Raw genomic sequence first — 22,337 nt, 5'->3', positions numbered from 1 at the left:
CTACAGCTGGTGGCCGAGCTTGTACTCGCCCTGCTTGTATTCCGGCATGGACGCCTCGCCCTCGTCGGGACGCGTGTAGGAGAACCCGTCGGCGCCGATGGTCACGGCCATCTCGCTGGAGTCGGTGCGGGCGACGACGGGCTGCGGGTTGCCGTCGAGGTCGAGCACGAGCGACGCCTCGGTGTACCAGGAGGGCACGACGGGGTTGCCCCACCAGTCGCGGCGCTGGTTGTCGTGCACGTCCCACGTGATGACGGGGTTGTCGGGGTCGCCGGTGTAGTAGTCCTGCGTGTAGATCTCGACGCGGTGGCCGTCGGGATCGCGCAGGTACAGGTAGAACGCGTTGGAGACGCCGTGGCGGCCGGGGCCGCGCTCGATCGCGTCGGAGCGGCGCAGGGCGCCGAGCTTGTCGCAGATCGCGAGGATGTTGTGCTTCTCGTGCGTCGCGAAGGCGACGTGGTGCATGCGCGGCCCGTCGCCGCCGGTCGCAGCCGTGTCGTGCACGGTGGGCTTGCGGCGCATCCAGGCGGCATAGACCGTGCCCTCGTCGTCCTGGATGTCCTCCGTGACGCGGAAGCCCAGATCCTGGTAGTGCCGCACGGCGCGGGGCACGTCGGGGGTGACCTGGTTGAAGTGGTCGAGGCGCACGAGCTCGCCCGGGGTGTGCAGGTCGTAGCGCCACGACAGCCGCTCGACGTGCGTCGTCTCGAAGAAGAACTCGTACGGGAAGCCCAGCGGGTCGACCACGCGCACGGAGTCGCCGATGCCCGTCACGAAGCCGTCCGCCGCACGGCGCACGTCGCAGCCGAGCTCGGTGTAGAACTCCACGGCGCGGTCGAGATCCGCGGCCGAGCGCACGCGGTACGAGAAGGCGGCGACGGCGGCGATCGGCCCGCGGCGCAGCACGAGGTTGTGGTGGATGAACTCCTCGGTCGAGCGCAGGTAGATCGCGTCGTCGTCCTCCTCGGTGACGTACAGGCCGAGCACGTCGACGTAGAACTCGCGCGACGCCGCGAGGTCGGTCACGACCAGCTCCATGTACGCGCAGCGCAGGATGTCGGGCGGCGTGCTCGTCGGCGTCGCGACGGGGTTGTCGGAGTGGATCGGCGCCTCCTGGGAGACGAAGAATCCGGACGAGGTGAGGGTCTTCTGGGTCTTGTCGGTCATGTCAGCGTCCTTGCTGGAGGGGGTCAGTTCTTGCCGAAGGTGGGGTTGTGGGGAGCTCCGAGCGTGATGTGCACGCTCTGCTGATCGGTGTAGAAGTCGATCGAGCGGTAGCCGCCCTCGTGGCCGAGGCCCGACGCCTTCACGCCGCCGAACGGGGTGCGGAGGTCGCGCACGTTGTTGCTGTTGAGCCACACCATGCCGGCCTCGACCGACTGTGCGAAGTTGTGCGCACGGCGGAGGTCGTTCGTCCAGATGTAGGCGGCGAGGCCGTACTTGGTGTTGTTCGCCAGCGCCAGCGCCTCCTCCTCGGTATCGAAGGGCGTGATCGCGACCACGGGACCGAAGATCTCCTCCTGGAAGATGCGGGCATCGGGAGACACGTCGGCGAACACCGTGGGCGCCACGAAGTTGCCCTCGTCGAAGCCCTCGGGGCGTCCGCCGCCGGCGACGAGACGGCCTTCGCCCTTGCCGATCTCGATGTAGCCCATGACCTTGTCGTAATGCTCGGGGTGCACCAGGGCTCCGACCTCGGTCGCCGGGTCGTGCGGGTAGCCGACCTTCACGCGCGCCGCCTGGGCGGCGTAGCGCTCGACGAACTCGTCGTAGACCGAGCGCTCGACGATGATGCGCGAACCGGCGGTGCAGCGCTCGCCGTTGAGGGAGAACACGCCGAAGATCGTCGCGTCCACCGCCGCCTCGAGATCGGCGTCGGCGAAGACCACGGCGGGAGACTTGCCCCCGAGCTCCATCGAGAGACCCTTGAGGAACGGGGCGGCGTTGCCGAAGATGATCTGCCCCGTGCGGCTCTCGCCGGTGAACGAGATCAGGGGGACGTCGGGATGCTTCACCAGGGCGTCCCCGGCATCCTCGCCGAGTCCGTTGACGAGGTTGAAGACGCCGGCCGGAAGCCCCGCCTCCTCGAAGATGCCGGCCCAGAGCGAGGCCGAGAGCGGCGTGAACTCCGCGGGCTTGAGGACGACCGTGTTGCCGGTCGCGAGGGCCGGACCCAGCTTCCACGACTCCAGCATGAAGGGCGTGTTCCAGGGGGTGATGAGGCCGGCGACGCCGATCGGCTTGCGGTTGACGTAGTTCATCTGGCGACCCGGCACCTTGAACGCGTCGTCCGCCTGCGCGACGATCAGGTCGGCGAAGAAGCGGAAGTTCTCGGCGGCGCGCCGGGCCTGGCCCAGCGCCTGCGTGATGGGCAGACCGGAGTCGTACGACTCGAGCTCCGCCAGACGCGCATCGCGCGACTCCACCAGATCGGCGATGCGGTGGAGCACCCGGGAGCGCTCACGCGGCAGCATCCGCGGCCAGGGGCCCTCGTCGAACGCCCGCTTCGCTGCGGCGACCGCGAGATCGATGTCGGCCTTCTTGCCCGCGGCGGCGGTCGTGTAGGTCTGGTTGGTGACGGGGTCGAGCACGTCGAACGTGTCGCCGTCGACGGAGTCGACGAAGGAGCCGTCGATGTAGTGCTGGATGTGGTCGGGGAGGTCGGCGGGGATGCGCGGATCGGTCATGACAGGTCTCCGGTCGTGGGGGCGGAACGGGTGTGCAGGGCGTCGAGGAAGGCGTCCATCGTGCGCCAGCGGTGACGGCGGGCGGCGAGCTCGATCTCGAGGGGGTCGGCCTCCTCGCGGATGAGCTCGAGGATCTCGGTGTGCTCCTCGACGGAGTGCCTGGCGCGGCCCGGGACCGACGCGAAGGTCGAGTCGCGGATGCCGGACAGGCGCGACCACCCGCGGTGCACCAGGTCGAGGATGTGGGGATTGGGGCACGGCTCGAACAGCACCGAGTGGAATTGGCGGTTGAGCTCCGTGAACGCGTGCGCGTCGAGATGGTCGAGCATGCGGGCCATGCGGTCGTTGATGCGCGCCGCCTCGTCGAGGGCCGCCTCGTCGAGGAACGGAGCGGACAGCGCGGTCGCCGAGCCCTCGACGACGCCGAGCGCCTGCATCGTGTGTGCGTACTCGCTCTCGTCGACGAGGGTGACCCTGGCCCCGACGTTGCGCTCGAACGTCACGAGCCCCTCGGCCTCGAGCCGGCGGATCGCCTCGCGCACCGGGACGACGCTCATGCCGAGGTCGTCGGCGAGCGAGCCGAGCACGAGACGGTACCCAGGGCTGAAGATGTGCCCGGTGATGCGCGAGCGGATCCACTCGTACGCGACCTCGGACTTGCTCGTGGCGGTGGTCGTCATCGCTCGCCGCCGTCCTGGGCCGCCTCGTACCGCGCGCGCCACGCGGCGTTCAGCGGGAACAGGCCGTCGACCGAATGCCCGGCCTCGACCTGCGCCGCGATCCAGGCGTCCTCGGCCTCCTGCGCGAGCGCGGCATCCGCCACCTCCTCGGCGAGCGAGGGTGGGATGACGATGACGCCGTCGCCGTCGCCGACGATGATGTCGCCGGGCTGCACGGCGGCGCCCCCGCAGGCGATCGTGACGTCGACCTCCCAGGGCACGTGCCGGCGACCGAGCACGGAGGGGTGGGCCCCCTGCGAGAAGACGGGGAGTCCGATCTCGGCGACCGCGTCGAAGTCGCGCACCCCGCCGTCGGTGACGACGCCCGCGGCGCCCCGGGTGCGGGCCCGCAGTGCCAGGATGTCGCCGAGCGTGCCGGTCGAGGCGTCGCCGCGGGCCTCGATCACGATGACCTCGCCCTCCTCGACCGCGTCGAACGCGCGCTTCTGGGCGTTGTACCCGCCTCCGTGGCCGGCGAAGAGGTCTTCCCGGAACGGCACGAAGCGGAGCGTCTTCGCGGTGCCGACGATCTTGGCGCCGGCCAGATTGGCCGAGACGCCGTCGACGAAGCAGGCGTGGTGGCCGCGTTTGCGCAGCTGTGCGGAGAGACCGGCGGTCGGAGCCTCGAGCAGCTTCGCGCGCAGGGCCGGCGACAGCCCTTCTGCTCGCTCAGGCGCGATTCCTGAGCGAGGAGCATCATGGCGAGACGAAGGGCGGTCGGGAGCCGGGAGGCCCGCGGCCTCGGCGGATCCCCAGGCCTCGGTGCGCTGCAGGTCGTCGACCGCCGGCAGCGACCCGAGGTCGGGGTCGAAGGGGATCTCGCCCTGGGTCACGGTGGTCACGAGACGCCCGGAGGAGGGAGCGCCGGGTGCCTGGGGAGCGTCGACCTCGATCTCGACGACGTCGCCGGGCACGATGACCGACGAGCCGGCGGGCGTGCCGGTCAGGATGACGTCACCCGGCTCGAGCGTGAAGTGCTGCGAGAGGTCGGCGACGAGTTGGGGGAGCGGGAACAGCAGGCCCGCCGTCGTGTCGTCCTGACGCAGGTCGCCGTTGACCCACGCACGCACCCGGAGCTCGGCCGGGTCGACGGTGCGGGCGTCGATCAGCTGCGGACCCAGGGGGGTGTACCCGTCGCCGCCCTTCGAGCGGACGTTGGAGCCCTTGTCGTTCGCGCGGAGGTCGTAGAGTCCGAGGTCGTTCGAGGCGGTCACCCAGCCGACGTGCTCCCACGCGTCCTCGAGACGGACGCGGCGGGCAGGAGTGCCGATCACGAGCGCGATCTCGCCCTCGAAGGCGAGCAGCTCGGTGCCTGCGGGGCGTTCGACCGTGCCGCCCGAGACGCCGACGGAGCTCGCGGGCTTGAAGAAGTACGAAGGAGCGGCGGGACGGCGGCCCCGCTGGTCGGCCCGAGACGTGTAGCTCAGGTGGATCGCGATGATCTTGCCGGGGCGGCTGATGGTGTCCGTCACGGGGCGCCTCCTCGCGCGTCGTCGATGCTTGTGCGTCGTATCCGAAATCATATATCATCGGTCGTACCCCGGCAAGCGATTCGACCGAGACTCGGATGCGCGCCGTGACAGTGCAGTCACGAACAAAGGAGACACCGCATGAGCGGGCAGTCACAGACTGGGTTCACACCCACCGGAACCATCGCGACGGCGGCCGACCGCCGGCGCGTCGTCTTCGCCACGGTGGTCGGGACCACCGTGGAGTGGTACGACTTCTTCATCTACGCCACGGCGGTCGGGTTGGTCTTCGGCCAGCTCTTCTTCGCACCGCTCGGCGCCGACAGCGCTCTCATCGCCTTCGCGACCGTGGGCGTGAGCTTCCTCTTCCGCCCGCTCGGCGCGTTCCTCGCCGGTCACTTCGGCGACAAGCTCGGCCGCAAGACCGTGCTGATGTGGACGCTGATCCTGATGGGGGCGGCCACCGCTCTCATCGGCGTGCTACCCACGTACGAGGCGATCGGCGTCACCGCGCCGATCCTGCTCGTGCTCCTGCGCATCCTGCAGGGCATCTCCGCCGGCGGCGAGTGGGGTGGCGCCGTGCTCATGGCCGTCGAGCACGCGCCCCGCAAGAAGCGCGGCATCTTCGGGGCCTCGCCCCAGATCGGCGTGCCGCTGGGCCTCCTCCTGGCCTCGGGCGTGATGGCGGTCATGACCGCGATCGCCCCCGGCGAGCAGTTCCTCGCGTGGGGATGGCGCGTGCCGTTCCTGCTGAGCGTGGTGCTCATCCTCGTCGGATACTACGTGCGCCGTCGTGTCGAGGAGAGCCCGGTGTTCGCCGAGCTCGCCGAGCGCAAGGAGAAGGCGCGGATGCCGATCCTGCAGCTGTTCCGCAAGCACCTGCTGCTCGTGATCATCGCCGCGCTCGTCTTCGCCGGCAACAACGCCGTGGGGTACATGACCACCGGCGGGTACATCCAGAACTACACGACCAACCCGGAGGGGCCGATCGGGCTCGAGCGCGGACCCGTGCTGTGGGCCGTCGCCGGCTCGGCGGTCACCTGGCTGCTCACCACGCTCCTCGCAGGGTGGGTCTGCGACCGGATCGGTCGCCGCACGACCTACATCATCGGCTGGGTGCTGCAGCTGATCGGCGTGTTCGCACTGTTCCCGCTGGTCAACACCGGCGAGATCGGCCTCGTCTTCGCCGGTCTGGCCGTCCTCACCATCGGACTGGGCTTCACCTACGGGCCGCAGGCGGCGCTGTACACGGAGCTGTTCCCGGCCAGCATCCGCTTCTCCGGCGTCTCGATCTCGTACGCGATCGGGGCGATCGCCGGGGGCGCGTTCGCTCCGACCATCGCCACGGCAATCGTCGCGGCGACCGGATCGACGCAGGCCGTCACCTGGTACCTCGCGGGCATGACCGTGCTCGGCCTGATCGCGACGCTGCTCCTGCGCGATCGCTCCGGCATCCCCCTCGGACCGGATCACGAGGAGGAGCAGTCGGTCAGCCCGATCTACGGCCTGGCGAAGGCCTGAACCACTCCGCTCCCGTCGCCCTTCCCGTCTTCCGCCCCCGGGCCGAGGACGGAAAGGGCGATGGGAGCACACAACGACGACGAGAATAGAAGCGTCCGGAAGGAATCGACGACGATGCAGTTCCACCACCACGGCTATGTGTCCGGTGACCCGCGCGTGAAGGATGCCGAGGGAACCGGTATCGGGCGCTCGGAAGACCTCCCCAACGAGGTCGACGTGCTCATCGTGGGCTCGGGTCCCGCCGGCATGCTGCTCGCCGCGCAGATGTCGCAGTACCCGGAGGTGACGACCCGTCTCATCGAGAAGCGCGAGGGGCGCCTCGAGCTCGGCCAGGCCGACGGCATCCAGCCGCGCAGCGTCGAGACCTTCCAGGCGTTCGGGTTCGCCGAGCGCATCACCGCCGAGGCCTACAACATCGGGTGGATGAACTTCTGGGGTCCCGACCCGGCCGACCCCCAGAGGATCGTCCGGACGACCCGCACCGCGGACTACGCCTACGACATCTGCGAGTTCCCGCATCTCATCGTCAACCAGGCCCGTGTGCTCGACTACTTCGCCGAAGCCGCCGCCGACGGCCCCGGACGCATCGTCCCCGACTACGGGGTGGAGTTCCTCGGGCTGACGGTCCACGACGACGGCGACCACCCGGTCGAGGTGCGCGTGCGGCACACCGCCGGTCCGCGAGCGGGGGAGGAGCGCACCATCCGTGCCAAGTACGTCGCCGGCTGCGACGGGGCGCGCAGCGGCGTACGCGAGGCCATCGGCCGCAAGCACGTCGGCAGCATGGCCGCCCACGCGTGGGGCGTCATGGACGTGCTCGTCAACACCGACTTCCCCGACTGGCGCATCAAGTGCGCCATCAACTCCCGCGCCGGGAACATCCTGCACATCCCGCGCGAGGGCGGGTACCTGAGCCGGATGTACATCGATCTGGGCGAGGTCGCGGAGGACGACGACCACCGGGTGCGGCAGACTCCCATCGCGGAGATCATCCGCAAGGCGAACGCCATCCTGCACCCTTACACGCTCGACGTGCGCCAGGTGGCGTGGCACAGCGTGTACGAAGTCGGGCACCGCGTCACCGACGGCTTCGACGACGCGCTCGATGCGGACAGGACGCCCCGGGTGTTCCTCACCGGAGACGCCTGCCACACGCACAGCGCGAAGGCCGGTCAGGGCATGAACGTGTCGATGCAGGACGGCTTCAACCTCGGGTGGAAGCTCGGCTCGGTGCTCACCGGGCGGGCGCCCGAGAGCCTCCTCGCCACGTACGGCGCGGAGCGCCAGCCCGTCGCGCAGCAGCTCATCGACTTCGACCGCGAATGGTCGAGCCTCATGGCCCGCAAGCCGGAGGAGATCTCCGACCCGGGCGATCTCGCCACCTACTACCTCGCGACGGCGGAGTTCCCCTCCGGCTTCATGACGCAGTACACCGCGTCGATGATCACGGGATCCGATGCGCACCAGGGGCTCGCGGCGGGCTATCCGCTCGGAAAGCGCTTCAAGTCGGCGGAGGTCGTGCGCGTCGGCGACGGCAATGCCGTGCACCTCGGGCATCACGCCCGGGCCGACGGACGCTGGCGCGTCTACGCCTTCGCGGACCGCGACGGCACCGCGCTCGCGGCCTGGGCGGCGGAGGCGGAGTCGCTGTTCGCCCGCTTCACCCCGGCGGATGCCGATCAGGACGCCGTGTTCGACGTCAAGGGGATCTACCAGCAGCCGTTCGAGGAGATCGAGGTGACGACGACGCCGGCGCTGTTCCAGCCCCGCAGCGGTCCGCTCGGGCTGGTGGACTGGGAGAAGGTCTACGCTGCGGGTCCGAGCAAGTGGACGGACGTCGACATCTTCGCGGCGCGCGAGCTCTCGCGGGACGGCGTGGTCGTCGTCGTGCGGCCGGACCAGTACGTCGCTGCGATCCTCCCGCTGGACGGCACGGCGGAACTCGAGGGGTTCCTCCAGGGGGCGTTCCTCCCCGCACGCTGATCCCCGCGGGGAACCCGGTCCGGAGTCGTGGAGGAATGTCGGCGCCCCGGCGTACCGTGGTCGCGGACGGGCGACGGCGCCCGACAGAAGGAGTGCGTGATGGACTGGAAAATCGAACTCATCTTCGTGCCGGTGTCTGATGTCGACCGCGCGAAGGACTTCTACGTGAAGATCGGCTTCAACGCCGACCACGATCAGACGCCCGTGGAGGGTCTGCGCTTCGTGCAGATGACGCCGCCGGGATCCGCCTGCTCGATCGCGTTCGGCACCGGACTGGGGCTCGACCTCGAGCCGGGGCAGCAGAACACGATCCAGGTGGTGGTGCCGGACGCCGACGAGGCGCTCGCGCACCTGCGCGGCCTGGGCGTGGAGGCCGACGGCGTGGACGACCAGGACTGGGGTCGCTTCGTCCGCTTCGCCGACCCCGACGGCAACACCTGGACGCTGCAGGAGCTCCCGGACTACGGCGCTCAGGGCTGAGCGCGCCCGCCTCAGTCGAGCGAGAGCGGGGTGCTGACGCTCTGAGGGGCGCTCGTGCTTCGACGCGCGTTGCTCGTGCATTGACCGGCGTGCTCGTGCGCGGACTAGCGGGCTCATGCTCGGACGGGCGTACTGAGGCTCGGACGGGCATGCTGACGGTCTTGAGGGACGTGCTCATGCTCTGAGGCGCGTGCGACTGCGGCGTGCCGTCGTGTGGCTCGGTGTCGGGCGGTGTGGGGTGCGCCAGGTGCGGTGGGGGTCCCACCAGGCGGGTCCGCGGAGGTGGGGGATGCCGTTCTGCATGCGGATGTCCCACCCGGAGGTGTCGAGGGTGCGGTGGTGGTGCCAGCACAGGGCGACGCCGTTGTCGGTGCTCGTGGGTCCGCCGCGGGCGTGTTCGGTGACGTGGTGGATCTCGCACCATGCTGCGGGAACGTGACAGCCGGGGATGAGGCATTCGCCGTCGCGAAGGGCGATGGCGCGGCGTTGGGCGGTGGTGAAGATCCGGTCGGTGGAGCCGATGCCGGTGATCCGGCCTTCCGGGTCGAACAGCACCCGCTGCACGGTGCCCCCGCAGGCGGTGTGCCGGGCGGCCGAGACCGACACGGGGGTGTCGATGCCGTCGATGTGCGCCCATCCGCGCCCGGTCGCATAGTCGCTCGCATCGACGGAGACGACCAGCGTCGGCGCCGCCCCGCCGAGGGTGGGCATGTCCCGGTGCCGGGCGGCGATGCCGAGGGCTGCGGTGAGGGCGTCGTGCTGCTTCTGCGCCCGAGTGCGGGTATCGATCATCCCGCCGGGATCGCTGCGAGGCAGGATCGAGTTCTCGCCCGGTCGAAGCGCCTCGGTGGAGGAGGCGGGCGAACCGGCGGACGCGAAGGTGTCCGGCGCGGACGGTGAGCCCTCGTTGTCCACGAACCGCACCCCGGGCAGGGGCGGCCCGTCGACTTTCGGGTTCAGGTACGCGTCCCAGATGCGCTGCAGCTGTCCCGCGGTCTCGGGCAGCAACGACCCGCGGATCGGGATGACGCCATGCCGCGCCCGGCCGAGGATGATCCCCCGCTCGCGCATCGCGATCTCCTCCGCCGGGACCGCCCCATCCGGGTCCAGGTACGTCACGATCGCCTGCGCCAGAACCCTCAGATCCTCCGGCGTCGCGGCCGGACCGGACTCGGACTCACGACCGCCCTCTGCCTCTGCATCGGCATCCAACCGGGGACTGCCGTCATCAACGGCGTCCCAACCCCGCGCGAACGCGGCCAACTCCGCGTCCGCCTGCAACCGCTCCGCCGCACCGATCCGCCCCGCGGCCTGCTCCACAGGTCCCGTGGCGGCGAGAACCCCCGCGACTCCGACCACGCCGGACAACAGCGCCTCCCGCAGGGCGGGCCACCGCGCCGGCAGCAGTGCCCCGGTGGTGAACTCGACCTCCCGGTGCACCACCCGCGCCGCTTTCACGACCCGCCCCGCGCCCGCCACGTCCGTGCGGAGCACCCGCTGCAACAGCTCCCCGAGCGTGCGGCATCCGACCCCGCGCAGAACGTCGCCTCACCCGACCCCGCCGGACGCCCGTCGACCGACGCGACCGTCTCCACGACCACCGCATCGACCAGCCGGGACACCTCCCCGGCGGCACGCAGCACCTGCATCTTCGCCGCATCCGACAACCCCACCACCCCGTCTGCAGACAGCACGCGTCGGAGGTCGGTCGCGACCTGATCGAGCATCTCGGCGGGGTTGTTCATACCGCTCAGTCAACACACGGCCACCGACATTCACCCGCGATATACCCAGGTCATTCGCGATAAACGCTTGAATGGGGATGACCCTGCTTCTGGCGCGGGCAGTGCAGACGGAGTCGCCCACAAGACGGCGGCTCCGTCGGCCACCGCCGTCATCCGCGTCAGCCGATCGCGACCGCGCCTCCCGAGACGACGATGCCGCCCGAGGTGGGGATGGTGACGGTCAGCAGGCTCGGGCGGCCGACGTGCGCGCCCTGCCGGATCCGCACGGTGGAGCCGGCCACGCCGAGCTCGCGCAGGTAGGCGCCGGTGGATGCCGCGGCCGATCCGGTCGCGGGGTCCTCGGTGATGCGGCCCACGGGGAAGAGGTTGCGTGCTTCGAGGTCCGTCGGACCGGTGGGGTGCAGCACCGTGACGGTGCCGAGCCAGCCCTGTTCGCGCATGAGGCGGGCGACGTCGGCGGGGGCGAAGCGGAACTGGTGGAAGAGGTCGCGATCGGCGAGCACGAGGATCGGATGCCAGTTGCCGGCGAAGGCCTCGCGGGCGGGATAGCGATCGTCGAGGTCGGCGACGTCGAGGCCCAGAAGGGCGAGCAGCCGGTCGCGCACCGACGCGTCGAGATGCCGGACCTGCGGCTCCACGCTCGTGAACGACACGGTGATCGCACCGTCTCCGTCGACCGTCGAGCGCATGGTCACCGCGCCCGCGGCGGTGTCGAACACCGTCGTCCCCGGGCCGTCGCTCTCCGCCAGCGCGACCGCGGTCGCCACGGTCGCATGACCGCAGAACGGCACCTCCGCCGCCGGCGACCAGTAGCGCACCCGGTACCTCGGCGGGTCGTCGGCATCCGCATCCGCAGCGGACGACCGGCTCACGAGGAACGCTGTCTCGGAGTAGCCCACGTCGGCCGCGATCCGCCGCATCGCCTCGTCGTCGAGTCCCGTGGCGTCGAGCACCACCCCCGCGGGGTTGCCGCCTTCGGGCGTCGCGGCGAACGCGCTGTAGCGCAGGACCTCCGGATCACGACTCACGGCGCGAGCCTAACGGACGGCGGCAGCCGCCGAACGGGTGCGCGACGCTTCACGAGTTCACGCGGATGATCTCCTGCTGGTAGGGCGCGATCACGTCTCCCGAGATGCGCAGGTCGAGGAGGAGGAAGCGCCGGGTCTCGGCATCCTCCGCCGCCCACTCGCCGAGCCGGTCGAGATCGTCGAGGGTGCGGACGACCACGCCCTCTGCGCCGACGGCCGCGCCGAACGCGGCGAAGTCGACCTCGGGGATGCGCATGGGGCCCTCGGCGAGGCCCTTGAGCCCGTACAGGTTCACCTCGGCGCCGTAGGCGGCGTCGTTCCAGATGACAGCCAGGCCGCGACCCCGCGCGGCGCGCACGGCGGATTCGAGATCGGCGATGGCCATGAGCCCGCCGCCGTCGCCGGAAGTCAGCACGACGGTCGACTCCCGTCGCGCCAGTGCGGCGCCCACGACGCTCGGCCAGCCCTGCCCGATCGACTGGAAGGCGGTGCCGATCATCATCATGCGATCGGGTGCCGCGACCGGCCAGTACATGTTCGCCCAGCCGATGAAGTGGCCCCCGTCGGAGACCACGACGCGGTCCTCCGGCAGCAGCTCGGCGATGCGCCGGGCCGCGGAGCGCGGATCGAGTCGACCGTCGGGGGCGAGCGCGTCGCCCGCCTCGTAGGCCCGGGCCGCGGCGACGTCGACCGTCTCGCGCCAGGGGAGTGCCGGGACGGGAGCGGATGCCGTCGGCGACGCACCGCTCGTGACCGGGACGGATGCCGCGCGCCGCGGGTCGGCCCCGAAGCTGTGCACGACGCTGGGGTTGGCCGCAGCGGCGTTCAGCCGCGCGACGAGGGACTCGGCCGCCAGGCGGGCGTCGGCGCGCACGAAGCCGCCGACGTGGGCGTGCGTCGCCGCGAGGGCCGTGTCGATCTGGAAGACACGGGTGCCCGGGGCGAACAGCGCGCCGAAGCGCATCGTGAACTGGTTGAGGGAGGCGCCGAACACCACGGCGACGTCGGCCTCGCGGATGAGCTCCATCGCCCCCTCCGCGCCGAAGCCCCCGGTGACGCCCAGGTCGTACCGCTGATCGGGGAACACGCCGCGGCCGAGGGCGGTCGACGCGGTGAGCGCTCCCGTCATCGCGGCGAGCTCGCCCAGCACCTCGCCCGCTCCCGCCAGCCAGGCTCCGCGTCCGGCCAGGAGGAACGGGCGCTCGGCGTCGCGCAGCGCGGTCGCGATCTCCTCCAGCATCCCGTCGGCGAAGGCGCCGGCCGGGGCGAGCGGGGCGGGCACCCGGGGAGCGGGCGCGGCCGGGAGGGGGCCGGCGTCGCGCGAGGCGACGTCGTACGGGATCGCCAGCACCACGGGCACGCGGTAGGTCAACGCGTGCTCGATCGCGATGACGGTCGTGGCCGCGGCATCCGCCCGGCCGACGGTATAGGTGCGCGCGCCCACGGCCGAGGCGAGCGCGATCTGGTCGACGTCCCACGGGCGCGGGCCCGAGGTCGGCTCGTCGCCGACGACCAGCACGAGCGGGACGTGCGCCTGCACGGCCTCCGCCAGCGCCGTGAGGGTGTTGGTGAAGCCCGCCCCGTACGTCGAGGTGCCCGCGGCGATGCGGCCGGAGGCGCGGAAGTGGGCGTCGGCGGCGACGACCGCTCCCTGCTCGTGGCGCACCGCCGTGAAGATGACGTCGGTCTGGGTCTCGAGCGCGTCGAGGAAGTAGGCGTTGCCGTTGCCCATCACCCCGAACACCGCATCAACGTGCTGGGCGAGGGTGAGGGCGACGTGCGCGGAGACACTGGGCATGGCGAAGCCTTTCGAGACAGGGACGGAGAACCGGGGGATCCGTGTGTGTCTCGCAGCCGCTTCGACGCGACGTGCTTCGTGCCTCTTTTTCAGGCACCGGCCGAAATCAGCCGGACGCCGTCAGTCTAGCGGCCGGCTGCCCCGCGGATGCAGGACAATGGGCCGATGACGGATGCAGCTGACGCGCGCGAGACACTCACCTGGGACGGCTTCGGCACAGCGACCCGCGATCTGGCGCGGAGCATCCTCGCCAGCGGTTTCGAGCCCGAGGTGGTGGTCGCCATCGCGCGGGGAGGGCTGCTGCCGGCCGGCGCGATCGCGTACGGTCTGGGTGCGAAGAACTGCGGCGCGATCAACGTCGAGTTCTACACGGGAATCGGCACCGTGCTCGACGCGCCCGCCGTGCTTCCGCCCGAGCTCGACATGGCCTACCTCGACGGGCGCCGGGTGCTACTGGTCGACGACGTCGCCGACTCGGGCCGGACCCTCGCGCTCGCTGTCTCCCTGCTGCAGGAGAAGGGCGCCGACGTACGGTCGGTCACGATCTACACCAAGCCGTCGACGGTCATCCAGCCGGACTACGCGTGGAAGGACACGGACCTCTGGATCAACTTCCCCTGGTCGTTCCAGGGCACGGTCCACGAGGAGGACCAGGGGCTCGCACCCTCCGCCTGACCCGCCCCCGGCGCGGCCGTCGCAGGGCGTCAGCCCCGCAGGAACTCCCGCAGCGCCTGGACCGTGTCGGCCTCGGCGGGCGCCTTGTCGGGGCGATACCCCTTCACGCGCGCGAAGCGCAGCGCCAGGCCGCCCGGATAGCGGGAGGAGCGCTGCACGCCGTCGATCGCGATCTCCACGACGATCTCGGGCCGCAGGAACACGGCGCCCTGGGTCCGTCGCGTCTCGTAGGCGGGGAACGTCTCGGTCTGCCAGCGCAGCAGATCGTCGGTCAGCCCCTTGAAGGTCTTGCCGACCATCACGAACCCGCCGGGGTCGCCGAAGGCGCCATCCGGATCGCGCGCGCCGAGATGCAGGTTCGACAGCCAGCCCTGTCGCCGGCCGGAGCCCCACTCGGCCGCCAGCACCACGAGGTCGAAGGTGAGCACCGGCTTGACCTTGACCCAGGACTTGCCCCGTCGGCCTGCGGTGTAGGGCGAGTCGATCCCCTTCGTCACCACCCCCTCGTGCCCGGCCGCGAGCGCCTCTCGCGACAGCTGCTCCGCCGCGTGCGGGTCGGCGGTGACGATCCCCGGCATCCGCCAGTCGCCCGCCACGCGCTCGAGCTCGGAGAGCCGCGTGCGCAGCGGTTCGTCGATGAGGTCGCGGCCGTCGACGTGCAGCACGTCGAAGAACCAGGGGCGGAGCGCCAGCTCGCGCGACGCGTCGGCGCCGAAGCGCGACATGGTCTCCTGGAAGGGCCGCGGCCCGCCGTCCTCGTCGAGCGACAGCGTCTCGCCGTCGAGGATCAGGTCGTGCGCCGGCAGCCCGCGGACGATCTCGACGAGCTCCGGCACGCGGTGCGTCACGTCGGCGAGACTGCGCGTGTACACGCCGACCTCGTCGCCGCGCCGGTGCACCTGGATGCGCGCGCCGTCGAGCTTGTACTCCACCGAGGCCTCGCCGGTGATCCCGATCGCCTCGGACGGGGTCGATGCGGTCGAGGCGAGCATCGGCAGCACGGGTCGTCCGACCCGCAGTCCGACGCTCTCGAGCTCGTCTTCGGTTCCGGTCAGCGCGAGACGCGCGGTCTCGCCGAGGTCTCCCGAGAGCATGGCGGCCCGGCGCACCACCGCGATGGGGCGGTCGGAGGCGCGGGCGATCGCGTCGAGCAGCACGCCCCCGAGCGCGCCGGTGCGCAGCTCGCCCAGCATCGCCCGGGCGAGGAAGTCCCACTCCGCGGCCGTGGTGCGCGAGGCGAGGGAGCCCAGCAGCTCGGCGCGCAGAGCGGTGGAGCCGGCTCCGGATGCCGCGGCCAGCGCGCTGAGCGCCGCGTCGACATCGGCGATGCGCAGGCTCGATGCGGCGGCGTGCGACACCTCGAGCCCGCTCAGGCTCCGCCAGCCGACCCCCAGGCGTCCCTGGCGCGGGCTCGCCAGCAGCAGCCCGACGAGCGCCGCGACGTCGTCTTCGTCGGCTCGCTGCAGCAGGCCGGCGAGGGCGTCGATCTTCGCGAGACGCGACGAGGTCGCGGCGACCTGTTCGGTCGTCGACACGAGGGCGGAGAGCAGCATCCCCGCATTCTCGCACCGGCCGCCGACATCCGAGAGGCCGTTGACGCGGGAGCGCTCAGCGCTCAGCGACCGTGGAACTCCGGCGTGCGCTTCTGCTGGAAGGCCGCGAACCCCTCCCGGTAATCGTCCGTGTCGCAGAGCGCCGCCTGCGCGGCGTTCTCGTGATCCATCGCCTCCCAGAGCACCAGGCGCTCGTCGCGGATGCGTGCGATCAGGCGCTTGCTCGCCAGGAACGCGGCGGTCGCGCCGCGTGCGGCGGACCTCGCGGCATCCGCCGTCGCCTCCGCCACCTGGTCGTCCGGCAACACCCGGGAGAACAGGCCGGAGGCCACGGCCTCCGCACCGCTCATGAGCCGGCCCGTGTAGATCAGGTCGAGGGTCTTGTGCGCGCCGAGGCGGTCGAGGAACAGTGCATGCCCGCCCGAGTCGAGGGTCGCTCCCAGGGCGGCGAACGGCGAGCCGATCCGGGCCGACTCGGCCACGTAGACGACGTCCGTCGCGATCAGCAGTCCCAGCCCGACGCCCAGGCACGCCCCGTGCGCGATGGCGAACGTGGGCGCCGGGAAGCGCGACATGCGCTGCAGCAGCGGCGTCACGAGACCGCCGAGGTACCCCATCACGTCGTCCTCGCGGGGATCGACCGCCGAGATGTCGCGCCCGGCGCAGAACGCGCGCCCCTCGCCGCGCAGCACCAGTGCGCGCACCCCCGCAGCCTCCGCCTCCGCGTACGCGGCGTCGAGGTCTCGTACGGCCTGCTCGTCGAGCGCGTTCAGCCGTGCGGGGGCGTTCAGCGTCACGCGGGCGACGCCCTCGGCGATGGCGAGATCGATCATCCGGTGCTCCTCTCGGGCCGCGGCCTCAGACGTCGTAGTCGACGACGACGCGGTCGCTGGTGGGATGGGACTGGCAGGTGAGCACGAAGCCCCGCGCGATCTCGTCGGGCTCCAGCGCATAGTTCTCGGTCATGCTGACGCTGCCCTCGATCACGCGCGCCCGGCACGTGCCGCACACGCCGCCCGCGCAGGCGAACGGGGCGTCCGGTCGCCCCCGCAGCGCCGCGTTCAGGACCGACTCACGGGCATCGACCGGGCTCTCCACGGTCGACGACACCCCGTCGAGCGTCACCTCGATGCGCACCGTCCTCTCGCCCGCGCGCACCTCCACGGGACGCGCGGTGCGGGCGGACTCCTCGCCGGTCGTGAACAGCTCGAAGCGGATGTGCTCGCGTGCGACGCCGACGTCCGCCAGCACGGCGCGGCACAGGTCCACGAGCGCGAGGGGACCGCAGAGGAACCACTCGTCGACGTCGGCGGGCGGGATCAGCGAGGCGAGGATCGTCCGCAGCTTGGGCTCGTCGATGCGGCCCGACAGCACGGGTGCGGTGCGCTGCTCGCGGGACAGCACGTGATGGAGGGTGAGCCGGGTCGGGTAGCGGTCCTTGAGGTCGGCCAGATCCTCGAGGAACATGACGTCCAGCGTCGAGCGGTTCGTGTACAGCAGTGTGAACCGCGCGGATGCCGAGCGCGAGAGCACGGTGTGGGCGAGCGCCATCAGCGGTGTGATGCCGGAACCCGCGGCGATTCCGACGACGTGCCGGTGATCGAGGTCCGGCAGCGCCGACGTGAACGTGCCCTGGGGACTCATGACCTCGATGCGGAACCCCGGCGTCAGCCCGGTCTGCGCCCAGGTCGAGAACACACCGCCCTCGTCGCGCTTCACGGCGACGCTCAGCCGGGTGTCGCCCCCGTCCATCCGGTGCTCGGGTGCGCGGCACAGCGAGTACGACCGGCGCACCTCCCTGCCGTCGAGCACCGTGCGCAGGGCGACGTACTGCCCGGGCAGGTGGTCGTACTCCTCGGCGAGCGCCGCCGGCACCGTGAACGTCACCTCGACGGCATCCTCGGTGAGCGGGCGCACGTCCTCGACCACCAGTTCGTGGAAGCGGGCGCGTCGCCGCGGCGGAGGAGCCGAGCGGGGGAGAGGGGCATCGGATGCCGCGACCGGGGCGAACAGCGACATCAGTGCACCTTGAAGTGGTCGAAGGGCTCGAGGCACGCGCGGCACTCGAAGAGGGACTTGCACGACGTCGACCCGAACCGGGAGACCTCGCGGGTGTCGAGGGACCCGCACCGCGGGCAGCGGACGCTCAGCGCGAGACGGATGGGCCCGGCGGGCACGGCGGCGCGCCCGGTCGGCGGGGCGATCCCGTAGGCCGAGAGCTTGTCCTTGCCGGCATCCGTCATCCAGTCCGTGGTCCAGGCGGGAGAGAGCACCAGCCGGACGTCGACCTCGGCGAACCCGGCGGCGGTCAGCGCCAGCACGACGTCGTCGCGGATCGTGTCCATCGCGGGGCAGCCGCTGTACGTGGGCGTGATGTCAACGCGCACGCGCTCGCCCTCGATCACCACGTCGCGCAGCACGCCGAGGTCCGCGATCGTGAGCACGGGCACCTCGGGGTCGGGCACGGAGGCGGCGATCTCCCACGCCTCCCGGGCGCGCAGCCGGGTCACCACGTCGCCCCCGGGTGACGGCGGGCGAGCACCTGCATCTCGGCGAGGATGTGTCCGAGCGGCGTCGCATGGGAGCCGCGTCGTCCGCCGGCGGAGGAGGCCGCGACCTCGGGAATCGGGATGCCGGCCTCGGCGAACACGGTCGCCACCACCGCGTCGAATCCGCTCCGGAGGGACGACGGCCGCGCGGCGACGCCGTCGAGACGGTCGACCAGCTCATCGTCGCGGAATAGCTCGTCGGCGTACGGCCAGACGTCCGAGACGGCGCGGAGGATGCGGCGGCGCGACTCGTCGGTGCCTCCCGCCAGGCGCAGTACCCACTGCACGGCGTGGTCGCGGTGGTAGTCGACCTCCTTCCACGCCTTCTCCGCGATCGCCGCGAAGGTGGGATCGGTGCTCGCACGCAGGGCCGCGTACAGCTCGAACATGTACGTCGACACGACGAACTGGCGGGCGATGGTCTGGGCGAAGTCGCCGTTGGGCTGCTGCACGATCCAGGCGCACCGGAACTCCGGCTCGTCGCGGAAGTACGCCAGGTCGTCCTCCGAGCGTCCGTCGAACGAGCCCGCGTAGTGCAGGAACGACCGGGCGTGGCCCAGCAGGTCCAGCGCGATGTTGCCCAGCGCCACGTCCTCCTCCAGCTCGGGCGCCCGCGAGATCCAGGCCCCCAGCTGCTGCGACAGGATCAGTGCGTCGTCGCCCAGGCGGAGGGCGTACTCCGCGATGTCGGCGGAGGCCGCGACGGCGCCCACGCCCGCGAGCTCCTCCGACAGGCGCAGCTCCTCCACCGAGACGTCGCCGTGCCCTTCGTCTCGGTCCGCGTCGAGTCGTATTCCGTTCACAGGTGCGGCACCCCCTCGGACGCGGTGTAGTACACGGCATGGCGGTAGTTCTTGCCCGCCGCACTCTCGAAGTAGGCGCCCTTCGCGTCCGGGTCGCTCGTGGTGATGGCCGCGGCCGGGGCGACCCAGATCGACACGCCCTCGCCGCGCCGGGTGTAGAGATCACGCGCGTTGCGGATCGCCATCTCGGCGTCGGGGGCGTGCAGCGACCCGACGTGCACGTGGCTCAATCCGCGGTTCGCGCGGACGAACACCTCCCACAGCGGCCAGGGCTCGCGCTGATCCGTGCCGGGCGTCGCCATCACGCCACCGCCCTCTCGCGCTCGGCCTGCTTGCGGGCATACTCCGCCGCGGCCTCCCGCACCCACGCGCCCTCCTCGTGCGCGGAGCGGCGACGCTCGAGACGTTCGGCGTTGCACGGGCCGTCGCCGCGCAGCACCCGGAAGAACTCGTCCCAGTCGATCTCCCCCATCACGTAGCGTCCGCTCTCCTCGTCGAAGCGCAGGTCCGGATCGGGGAGCGTGACGCCGAGGATCTCGGCCTGGGGCACCAGCATCCCGACGAAGCGCTGCCGCAGCTCGTCGTTCGAGAACCGCTTGATCTTCCAGGCCATCGATTGCGCGGAGTTGGGGGACTGGTCGTCGGGCGGTCCGAACATCGCCAGGCTCGGCCAGTACCAGCGGTCGACGGCGTCCTGCGCCATCCGGCGCTGCTCGTCGGTGCCCTGCATGAGGGTGAGCAGGATCTCGAACCCCTGCCTCTGATGGAAGGACTCCTCCTTGCACACCCGCACCATCGCGCGGCCGTAGGGGCCGTACGAGGCGCGGCACAGCGGCACCTGGTTGCAGATCGCCGCCCCGTCGACGAGCCAGCCGATCGCGCCCATGTCGGCCCAGGTGGGGGTGGGATAGTTGAAGATCGAGGAGTACTTGGCCCGGCCGTCGATGAGCTGCTGCATCATCTCGTCGCGGGTGATGCCGAGCGTCTGCGCGGCGGAGTACAGGTAGAGTCCGTGACCCGCCTCGTCCTGCACCTTCGCCATCAGGATGGCCTTGCGCTTGAGGCTGGGCGCCCGGGTGATCCAGTTGCCCTCGGGCTGCATGCCGATGATCTCGGAGTGCGCGTGCTGCGAGATCTGCCGGATCAGCGTCTTGCGGTAGGCCTCGGGCATCCAGTCCCGCGGCTCGATGCGCTGCTCGTTCGCGATGAGCTCGTCGAAGAGACGCTGCTCGTCGGGGATCTCGGTCCCCGCGATCGAGAGGTCTGCCGGGCTGGTCATGGGGGTCTCCTCGCGTGCAGCATCTTTACTGACCGATCGTTAGGTAATTCTCACACGACGGGTCGCGGACTTCAAGGCCGTGGATCAGTCGTCGATCGGTGCGAGCCGCGGCGGCCACACGGTCGCGCCCAGTTCGCGCGAGATGTTCCGGGCGGTCTCGCGCAGCGCGTCGACCACGGCATCGGATGCCGGGGCCTGCGTGGTGGGGAGCACCACGGCGACGGCGGCCACGATGTCGTTCGCGGCGTCGGCGACGGGCGCGGCGACCGACGACTCTCCGAGCACCGCCTCGTCGGACTCGCTCGCGGTGCCGCGCTCGGCGATCGCCGGCAGCTCGAGCGTCAACCGTGCGACGTCCGTGATCGTGTCGCCGGTGAGACTGCGCAGCGGCTGCTCGAAGACGCGGCGCTGGAACCCCAGGTCGTGGGCGAGCAGCACCTTTCCCATCGCCGAGGCGTGGGCCGGGATCGCGACGCCCGTCTCGAGCATCTGCTGGCTGTCGTCCGGTCGCAGCTCGTGGTGGATGACGAGCACGTCCGCGAAGTGCGGGGCGCCCAGGCGGACGGCCAGGTTCGTGCGGCGCGCCAGCTCCTGCGTCCAGCGCATGGCCCGGGCGCGCACGTCGAGCGTGTCGAGGTACACGTTGCTCAGGCGCAGGAGTGTGGGGCCGAGCATGTACCGCTGCCCTCCGCGCTCCTTGGCCACGAGGCCGTGTTCGCGCAGCGACTTGACGATCCCGTGCACGGTGGACGGCGGCAGGCCGAGCGCGGCGGAAAGATCGGTGATGCCGAGGTGTCGCGCGCCCTGGAGCAGGTCGAGGATCTTGGCGGCACGGTCGATCGCCTGGATCACGGTGCGCCTCCTTTCCGGTCGTCGTCGAGCCGGCGGTGCGTGATGTCGGGATCGATCTTGACAAGAGGACCCGCCCCGAGCATATTCGACATTGACGAATTTCTTTCCGATTAACCCGACGACGGGTCCATCGATCGGCTGAGGGACCCGTGACAGATCAAAGGAGATCGCACGATGAAGAAGCTCATCAACGCCCCGGAGGACGTTCTCGTCGAATCGCTGAAGGGCGTCGCGGCCGCGCATCCCGAACTCTCGGTCGACCTCGAGACGCACGTCATCACGCGGGCGACGCCGAAGGCCGAGGGGAAGGTCGCGATCGTGTCGGGCGGCGGCTCGGGCCACGAGCCTCTGCACGGCGGCTACGTCGGCGTCGGGATGCTCGACGCCGCGGTCGCCGGGGAGGTCTTCACGTCTCCGACGCCGGACCGCGTGCAGGCCGCCACCAAGGCCGTCGACCGCGGTGCCGGCGTGCTCCACATCGTGAAGAACTACACGGGCGACGTGCTCAACTTCGAGATGGCGGCGGAGCTCGCCTCGATGGAGGGCATCGAGGTCGGCACCGTCGTGGTGGACGACGACGTGGCCGTGCAGGACTCCCTCTACACAGCGGGGCGTCGCGGCGTCGGACTCACCGTCCTGATCGAGAAGCTCGTGGGTGCGGCGGCGGAGGAGGGGCAGGACCTCGCCGCGGTCGTCGAGCTCGCGCAGCGCATCAACGCGCAGGGGCGCTCGATGGGCATGGCGCTGACGAGCTGCACCGTGCCCGCGGCGGGCAAGCCCACCTTCGACCTCCCCGACGATCAGATGGAGATCGGGATCGGCATCCACGGAGAGCCCGGCCGGCACCGGGAGCCCCTCGCCCCGGCATCCGACATCGCCCGGCAGCTGGTCGAGCCGATCCTCGCGGACCTGGACCTCACCGGTCCCGCGATCGTGATGCTCAACGGCATGGGGGCGACGCCGCTCATCGAGCTGTACCTGATGTACGGCGAGGTCGCGGCGCTGCTCGAGAAGGCCGGGGTGACGGTCGTCCGCAACCTGGTCGGCAACTACATCACCTCCTTGGACATGGCGGGATGCTCGGTCACGGTGCTCAAGGCCGACGACGAGCTCCTGCGCCTGTGGGACGCGCCGGTCAACACACCCGGCCTGCGCTGGGGCGCCTGACCCCGGCTCTCGTCGCGGCGCGACGACGC

21 protein-coding genes are annotated in these 22,337 nt (G+C 71.1%); 5 read left to right on the top strand and 16 right to left on the bottom strand.

From position 1 onward, the window contains the following. Genes hpaD through AB3M82_RS04040 form a run of 4 tightly spaced genes read right to left on the bottom strand, consistent with a single transcriptional unit; the run spans position 1 to position 4,878 of the window. A complete protein-coding gene (hpaD, locus tag AB3M82_RS04055) occupies positions 1 to 1,167 on the bottom strand; it encodes a 3,4-dihydroxyphenylacetate 2,3-dioxygenase (protein ID WP_412955707.1) in 1,167 nt (388 codons plus the stop codon). A 23-nt stretch (positions 1,168 to 1,190) separates the two neighbouring features. Beyond that, the gene (gene hpaE, locus AB3M82_RS04050) at positions 1,191 to 2,687 is read right to left on the bottom strand and encodes a 5-carboxymethyl-2-hydroxymuconate semialdehyde dehydrogenase (protein WP_412955705.1); all 1,497 of its coding nucleotides are present in this window, start codon (positions 2,685 to 2,687) and stop codon (positions 1,191 to 1,193) included. After that, entirely contained in the window at positions 2,684 to 3,367 is a 684-nt protein-coding gene (locus tag AB3M82_RS04045) for a GntR family transcriptional regulator (RefSeq protein WP_412955703.1), read from the bottom strand. The genes hpaE and AB3M82_RS04045 overlap by 4 nt, the downstream gene beginning before the upstream one ends. After that, the gene (locus tag AB3M82_RS04040) at positions 3,364 to 4,878 is read right to left on the bottom strand and encodes a fumarylacetoacetate hydrolase family protein (RefSeq protein ID WP_412955702.1); all 1,515 of its coding nucleotides are present in this window, start codon (positions 4,876 to 4,878) and stop codon (positions 3,364 to 3,366) included. The genes AB3M82_RS04045 and AB3M82_RS04040 overlap by 4 nt, the downstream gene beginning before the upstream one ends. Before the next feature lie 138 nt (positions 4,879 to 5,016). On the opposite strand from AB3M82_RS04040, the gene AB3M82_RS04035 reads away from it, so the two are divergent. The 3 genes from AB3M82_RS04035 to AB3M82_RS04025 all read left to right on the top strand — a co-directional run bounded on the left by AB3M82_RS04035 (position 5,017) and on the right by AB3M82_RS04025 (position 8,859). Then, complete coding sequence (locus tag AB3M82_RS04035; protein ID WP_412955700.1) at positions 5,017 to 6,396, top strand: MFS transporter; 1,380 nt, start codon at positions 5,017 to 5,019, stop codon at positions 6,394 to 6,396. Positions 6,397 to 6,510: 114 nt separating this feature from the next. Then, positions 6,511 to 8,379, top strand: a complete 1,869-nt coding sequence (locus tag AB3M82_RS04030; RefSeq protein ID WP_412958002.1) for an FAD-dependent monooxygenase — start codon at positions 6,511 to 6,513, stop codon at positions 8,377 to 8,379. Between the two features lie 99 nt (positions 8,380 to 8,478). Continuing rightward, the gene (locus AB3M82_RS04025; protein ID WP_412955698.1) at positions 8,479 to 8,859 is read left to right on the top strand and encodes a VOC family protein; all 381 of its coding nucleotides are present in this window, start codon (positions 8,479 to 8,481) and stop codon (positions 8,857 to 8,859) included. A 174-nt stretch (positions 8,860 to 9,033) separates the two neighbouring features. Here AB3M82_RS04025 and AB3M82_RS04020 read toward each other — a convergent pair whose 3' ends face one another. The 4 genes from AB3M82_RS04020 to AB3M82_RS04005 all read right to left on the bottom strand — a co-directional run bounded on the left by AB3M82_RS04020 (position 9,034) and on the right by AB3M82_RS04005 (position 13,430). Then, positions 9,034 to 10,338 carry an HNH endonuclease signature motif containing protein gene (locus AB3M82_RS04020; protein ID WP_412958001.1) on the bottom strand — a complete coding sequence of 435 codons (1,305 nt, stop codon included), beginning with the start codon at positions 10,336 to 10,338 and terminating at the stop codon, positions 9,034 to 9,036. After that, positions 10,314 to 10,604, bottom strand: coding sequence for a hypothetical protein (locus AB3M82_RS04015; protein ID WP_412955697.1), 291 nt, complete (start codon positions 10,602 to 10,604; stop codon positions 10,314 to 10,316). Before AB3M82_RS04015 ends, AB3M82_RS04020 begins: the two co-directional genes overlap by 25 nt. Positions 10,605 to 10,762: 158 nt before the next feature. Beyond that, complete coding sequence (locus AB3M82_RS04010; protein WP_412955696.1) at positions 10,763 to 11,632, bottom strand: PhzF family phenazine biosynthesis protein; 870 nt, start codon at positions 11,630 to 11,632, stop codon at positions 10,763 to 10,765. Positions 11,633 to 11,681: 49 nt separating this feature from the next. Further along, positions 11,682 to 13,430, bottom strand: a complete 1,749-nt coding sequence (locus AB3M82_RS04005; RefSeq protein WP_412955695.1) for a thiamine pyrophosphate-binding protein — start codon at positions 13,428 to 13,430, stop codon at positions 11,682 to 11,684. Positions 13,431 to 13,595: 165 nt separating this feature from the next. Here AB3M82_RS04005 and AB3M82_RS04000 point away from each other — a divergent pair, with 165 nt between their 5' ends. After that, the gene (locus AB3M82_RS04000) at positions 13,596 to 14,105 is read left to right on the top strand and encodes a phosphoribosyltransferase (protein ID WP_412955694.1); all 510 of its coding nucleotides are present in this window, start codon (positions 13,596 to 13,598) and stop codon (positions 14,103 to 14,105) included. A gap of 29 nt (positions 14,106 to 14,134) precedes the next feature. Here the strand turns inward: AB3M82_RS04000 and AB3M82_RS03995 are convergent, their stop codons facing one another. The 8 genes from AB3M82_RS03995 to AB3M82_RS03960 all read right to left on the bottom strand — a co-directional run bounded on the left by AB3M82_RS03995 (position 14,135) and on the right by AB3M82_RS03960 (position 21,141). Continuing rightward, positions 14,135 to 15,658 (bottom strand): ATP-dependent DNA ligase, encoded by a 1,524-nt coding sequence (locus tag AB3M82_RS03995; protein WP_412955693.1) that lies wholly within the window; start codon positions 15,656 to 15,658, stop codon positions 14,135 to 14,137. A 62-nt stretch (positions 15,659 to 15,720) separates the two neighbouring features. Beyond that, the gene (locus tag AB3M82_RS03990) at positions 15,721 to 16,491 is read right to left on the bottom strand and encodes an enoyl-CoA hydratase/isomerase family protein (protein WP_412955692.1); all 771 of its coding nucleotides are present in this window, start codon (positions 16,489 to 16,491) and stop codon (positions 15,721 to 15,723) included. 25 nt (positions 16,492 to 16,516) lie between these two features. Continuing rightward, complete coding sequence (gene paaE, locus AB3M82_RS03985; protein WP_412955691.1) at positions 16,517 to 17,677, bottom strand: 1,2-phenylacetyl-CoA epoxidase subunit PaaE; 1,161 nt, start codon at positions 17,675 to 17,677, stop codon at positions 16,517 to 16,519. Further along, on the bottom strand, positions 17,677 to 18,168 hold the full coding sequence (gene paaD / locus AB3M82_RS03980; RefSeq protein WP_412955690.1) for a 1,2-phenylacetyl-CoA epoxidase subunit PaaD: 492 nt from the start codon (positions 18,166 to 18,168) through the stop codon (positions 17,677 to 17,679). Before paaD ends, paaE begins: the two co-directional genes overlap by 1 nt. Continuing rightward, on the bottom strand, positions 18,165 to 19,010 hold the full coding sequence (gene paaC, locus AB3M82_RS03975) for a 1,2-phenylacetyl-CoA epoxidase subunit PaaC (protein ID WP_412955688.1): 846 nt from the start codon (positions 19,008 to 19,010) through the stop codon (positions 18,165 to 18,167). Before paaC ends, paaD begins: the two co-directional genes overlap by 4 nt. Next, complete coding sequence (gene paaB, locus AB3M82_RS03970; RefSeq protein ID WP_412958000.1) at positions 19,007 to 19,312, bottom strand: 1,2-phenylacetyl-CoA epoxidase subunit PaaB; 306 nt, start codon at positions 19,310 to 19,312, stop codon at positions 19,007 to 19,009. The genes paaC and paaB overlap by 4 nt, the downstream gene beginning before the upstream one ends. Continuing rightward, positions 19,312 to 20,289: a 1,2-phenylacetyl-CoA epoxidase subunit PaaA gene (paaA, locus tag AB3M82_RS03965; protein ID WP_412955686.1), complete on the bottom strand. Its 978-nt coding sequence runs from the start codon at positions 20,287 to 20,289 to the stop codon at positions 19,312 to 19,314. Before paaA ends, paaB begins: the two co-directional genes overlap by 1 nt. A gap of 84 nt (positions 20,290 to 20,373) precedes the next feature. Then, positions 20,374 to 21,141: an IclR family transcriptional regulator gene (locus AB3M82_RS03960; RefSeq protein ID WP_412955685.1), complete on the bottom strand. Its 768-nt coding sequence runs from the start codon at positions 21,139 to 21,141 to the stop codon at positions 20,374 to 20,376. Positions 21,142 to 21,315: 174 nt separating this feature from the next. On the opposite strand from AB3M82_RS03960, the gene dhaK reads away from it, so the two are divergent. After that, a complete protein-coding gene (gene dhaK, locus AB3M82_RS03955) occupies positions 21,316 to 22,308 on the top strand; it encodes a dihydroxyacetone kinase subunit DhaK (protein WP_412955684.1) in 993 nt (330 codons plus the stop codon). Positions 22,309 to 22,337: the final 29 nt, after the last annotated feature.

The organism is Microbacterium californiense, assembly GCF_047246625.1.
In the GTDB taxonomy this organism is placed as follows: Bacteria; Actinomycetota; Actinomycetes; order Actinomycetales; family Microbacteriaceae; genus Microbacterium.
The sequence above is the reverse complement of the archived record's forward strand: the minus strand, read 5'-3'. Positions and strand labels throughout refer to the sequence as shown.

What these genes read in the sequence shown, in the direction of transcription:
- hpaD (WP_412955707.1), bottom strand. Translation starts at nt 1,167, where the DNA reads ATGACCGACAAGACCCAGAAGACCCTCACCTCGTCCGGATTCTTCGTC.
- hpaE (WP_412955705.1), bottom strand. Translation starts at nt 2,687, where the DNA reads ATGACCGATCCGCGCATCCCCGCCGACCTCCCCGACCACATCCAGCAC.
- AB3M82_RS04045 (WP_412955703.1), bottom strand. Translation starts at nt 3,367, where the DNA reads ATGACGACCACCGCCACGAGCAAGTCCGAGGTCGCGTACGAGTGGATC.
- AB3M82_RS04035 (WP_412955700.1), top strand. Translation starts at nt 5,017, where the DNA reads ATGAGCGGGCAGTCACAGACTGGGTTCACACCCACCGGAACCATCGCG.
- AB3M82_RS04030 (WP_412958002.1), top strand. Translation starts at nt 6,511, where the DNA reads ATGCAGTTCCACCACCACGGCTATGTGTCCGGTGACCCGCGCGTGAAG.
- AB3M82_RS04025 (WP_412955698.1), top strand. Translation starts at nt 8,479, where the DNA reads ATGGACTGGAAAATCGAACTCATCTTCGTGCCGGTGTCTGATGTCGAC.
- AB3M82_RS04015 (WP_412955697.1), bottom strand. Translation starts at nt 10,604, where the DNA reads ATGAACAACCCCGCCGAGATGCTCGATCAGGTCGCGACCGACCTCCGA.
- AB3M82_RS04005 (WP_412955695.1), bottom strand. Translation starts at nt 13,430, where the DNA reads ATGCCCAGTGTCTCCGCGCACGTCGCCCTCACCCTCGCCCAGCACGTT.
- AB3M82_RS04000 (WP_412955694.1), top strand. Translation starts at nt 13,596, where the DNA reads ATGACGGATGCAGCTGACGCGCGCGAGACACTCACCTGGGACGGCTTC.
- AB3M82_RS03995 (WP_412955693.1), bottom strand. Translation starts at nt 15,658, where the DNA reads ATGCTGCTCTCCGCCCTCGTGTCGACGACCGAACAGGTCGCCGCGACC.
- AB3M82_RS03990 (WP_412955692.1), bottom strand. Translation starts at nt 16,491, where the DNA reads ATGATCGATCTCGCCATCGCCGAGGGCGTCGCCCGCGTGACGCTGAAC.
- paaE (WP_412955691.1), bottom strand. Translation starts at nt 17,677, where the DNA reads ATGTCGCTGTTCGCCCCGGTCGCGGCATCCGATGCCCCTCTCCCCCGC.
- paaB (WP_412958000.1), bottom strand. Translation starts at nt 19,312, where the DNA reads ATGGCGACGCCCGGCACGGATCAGCGCGAGCCCTGGCCGCTGTGGGAG.
- paaA (WP_412955686.1), bottom strand. Translation starts at nt 20,289, where the DNA reads ATGACCAGCCCGGCAGACCTCTCGATCGCGGGGACCGAGATCCCCGAC.
- dhaK (WP_412955684.1), top strand. Translation starts at nt 21,316, where the DNA reads ATGAAGAAGCTCATCAACGCCCCGGAGGACGTTCTCGTCGAATCGCTG.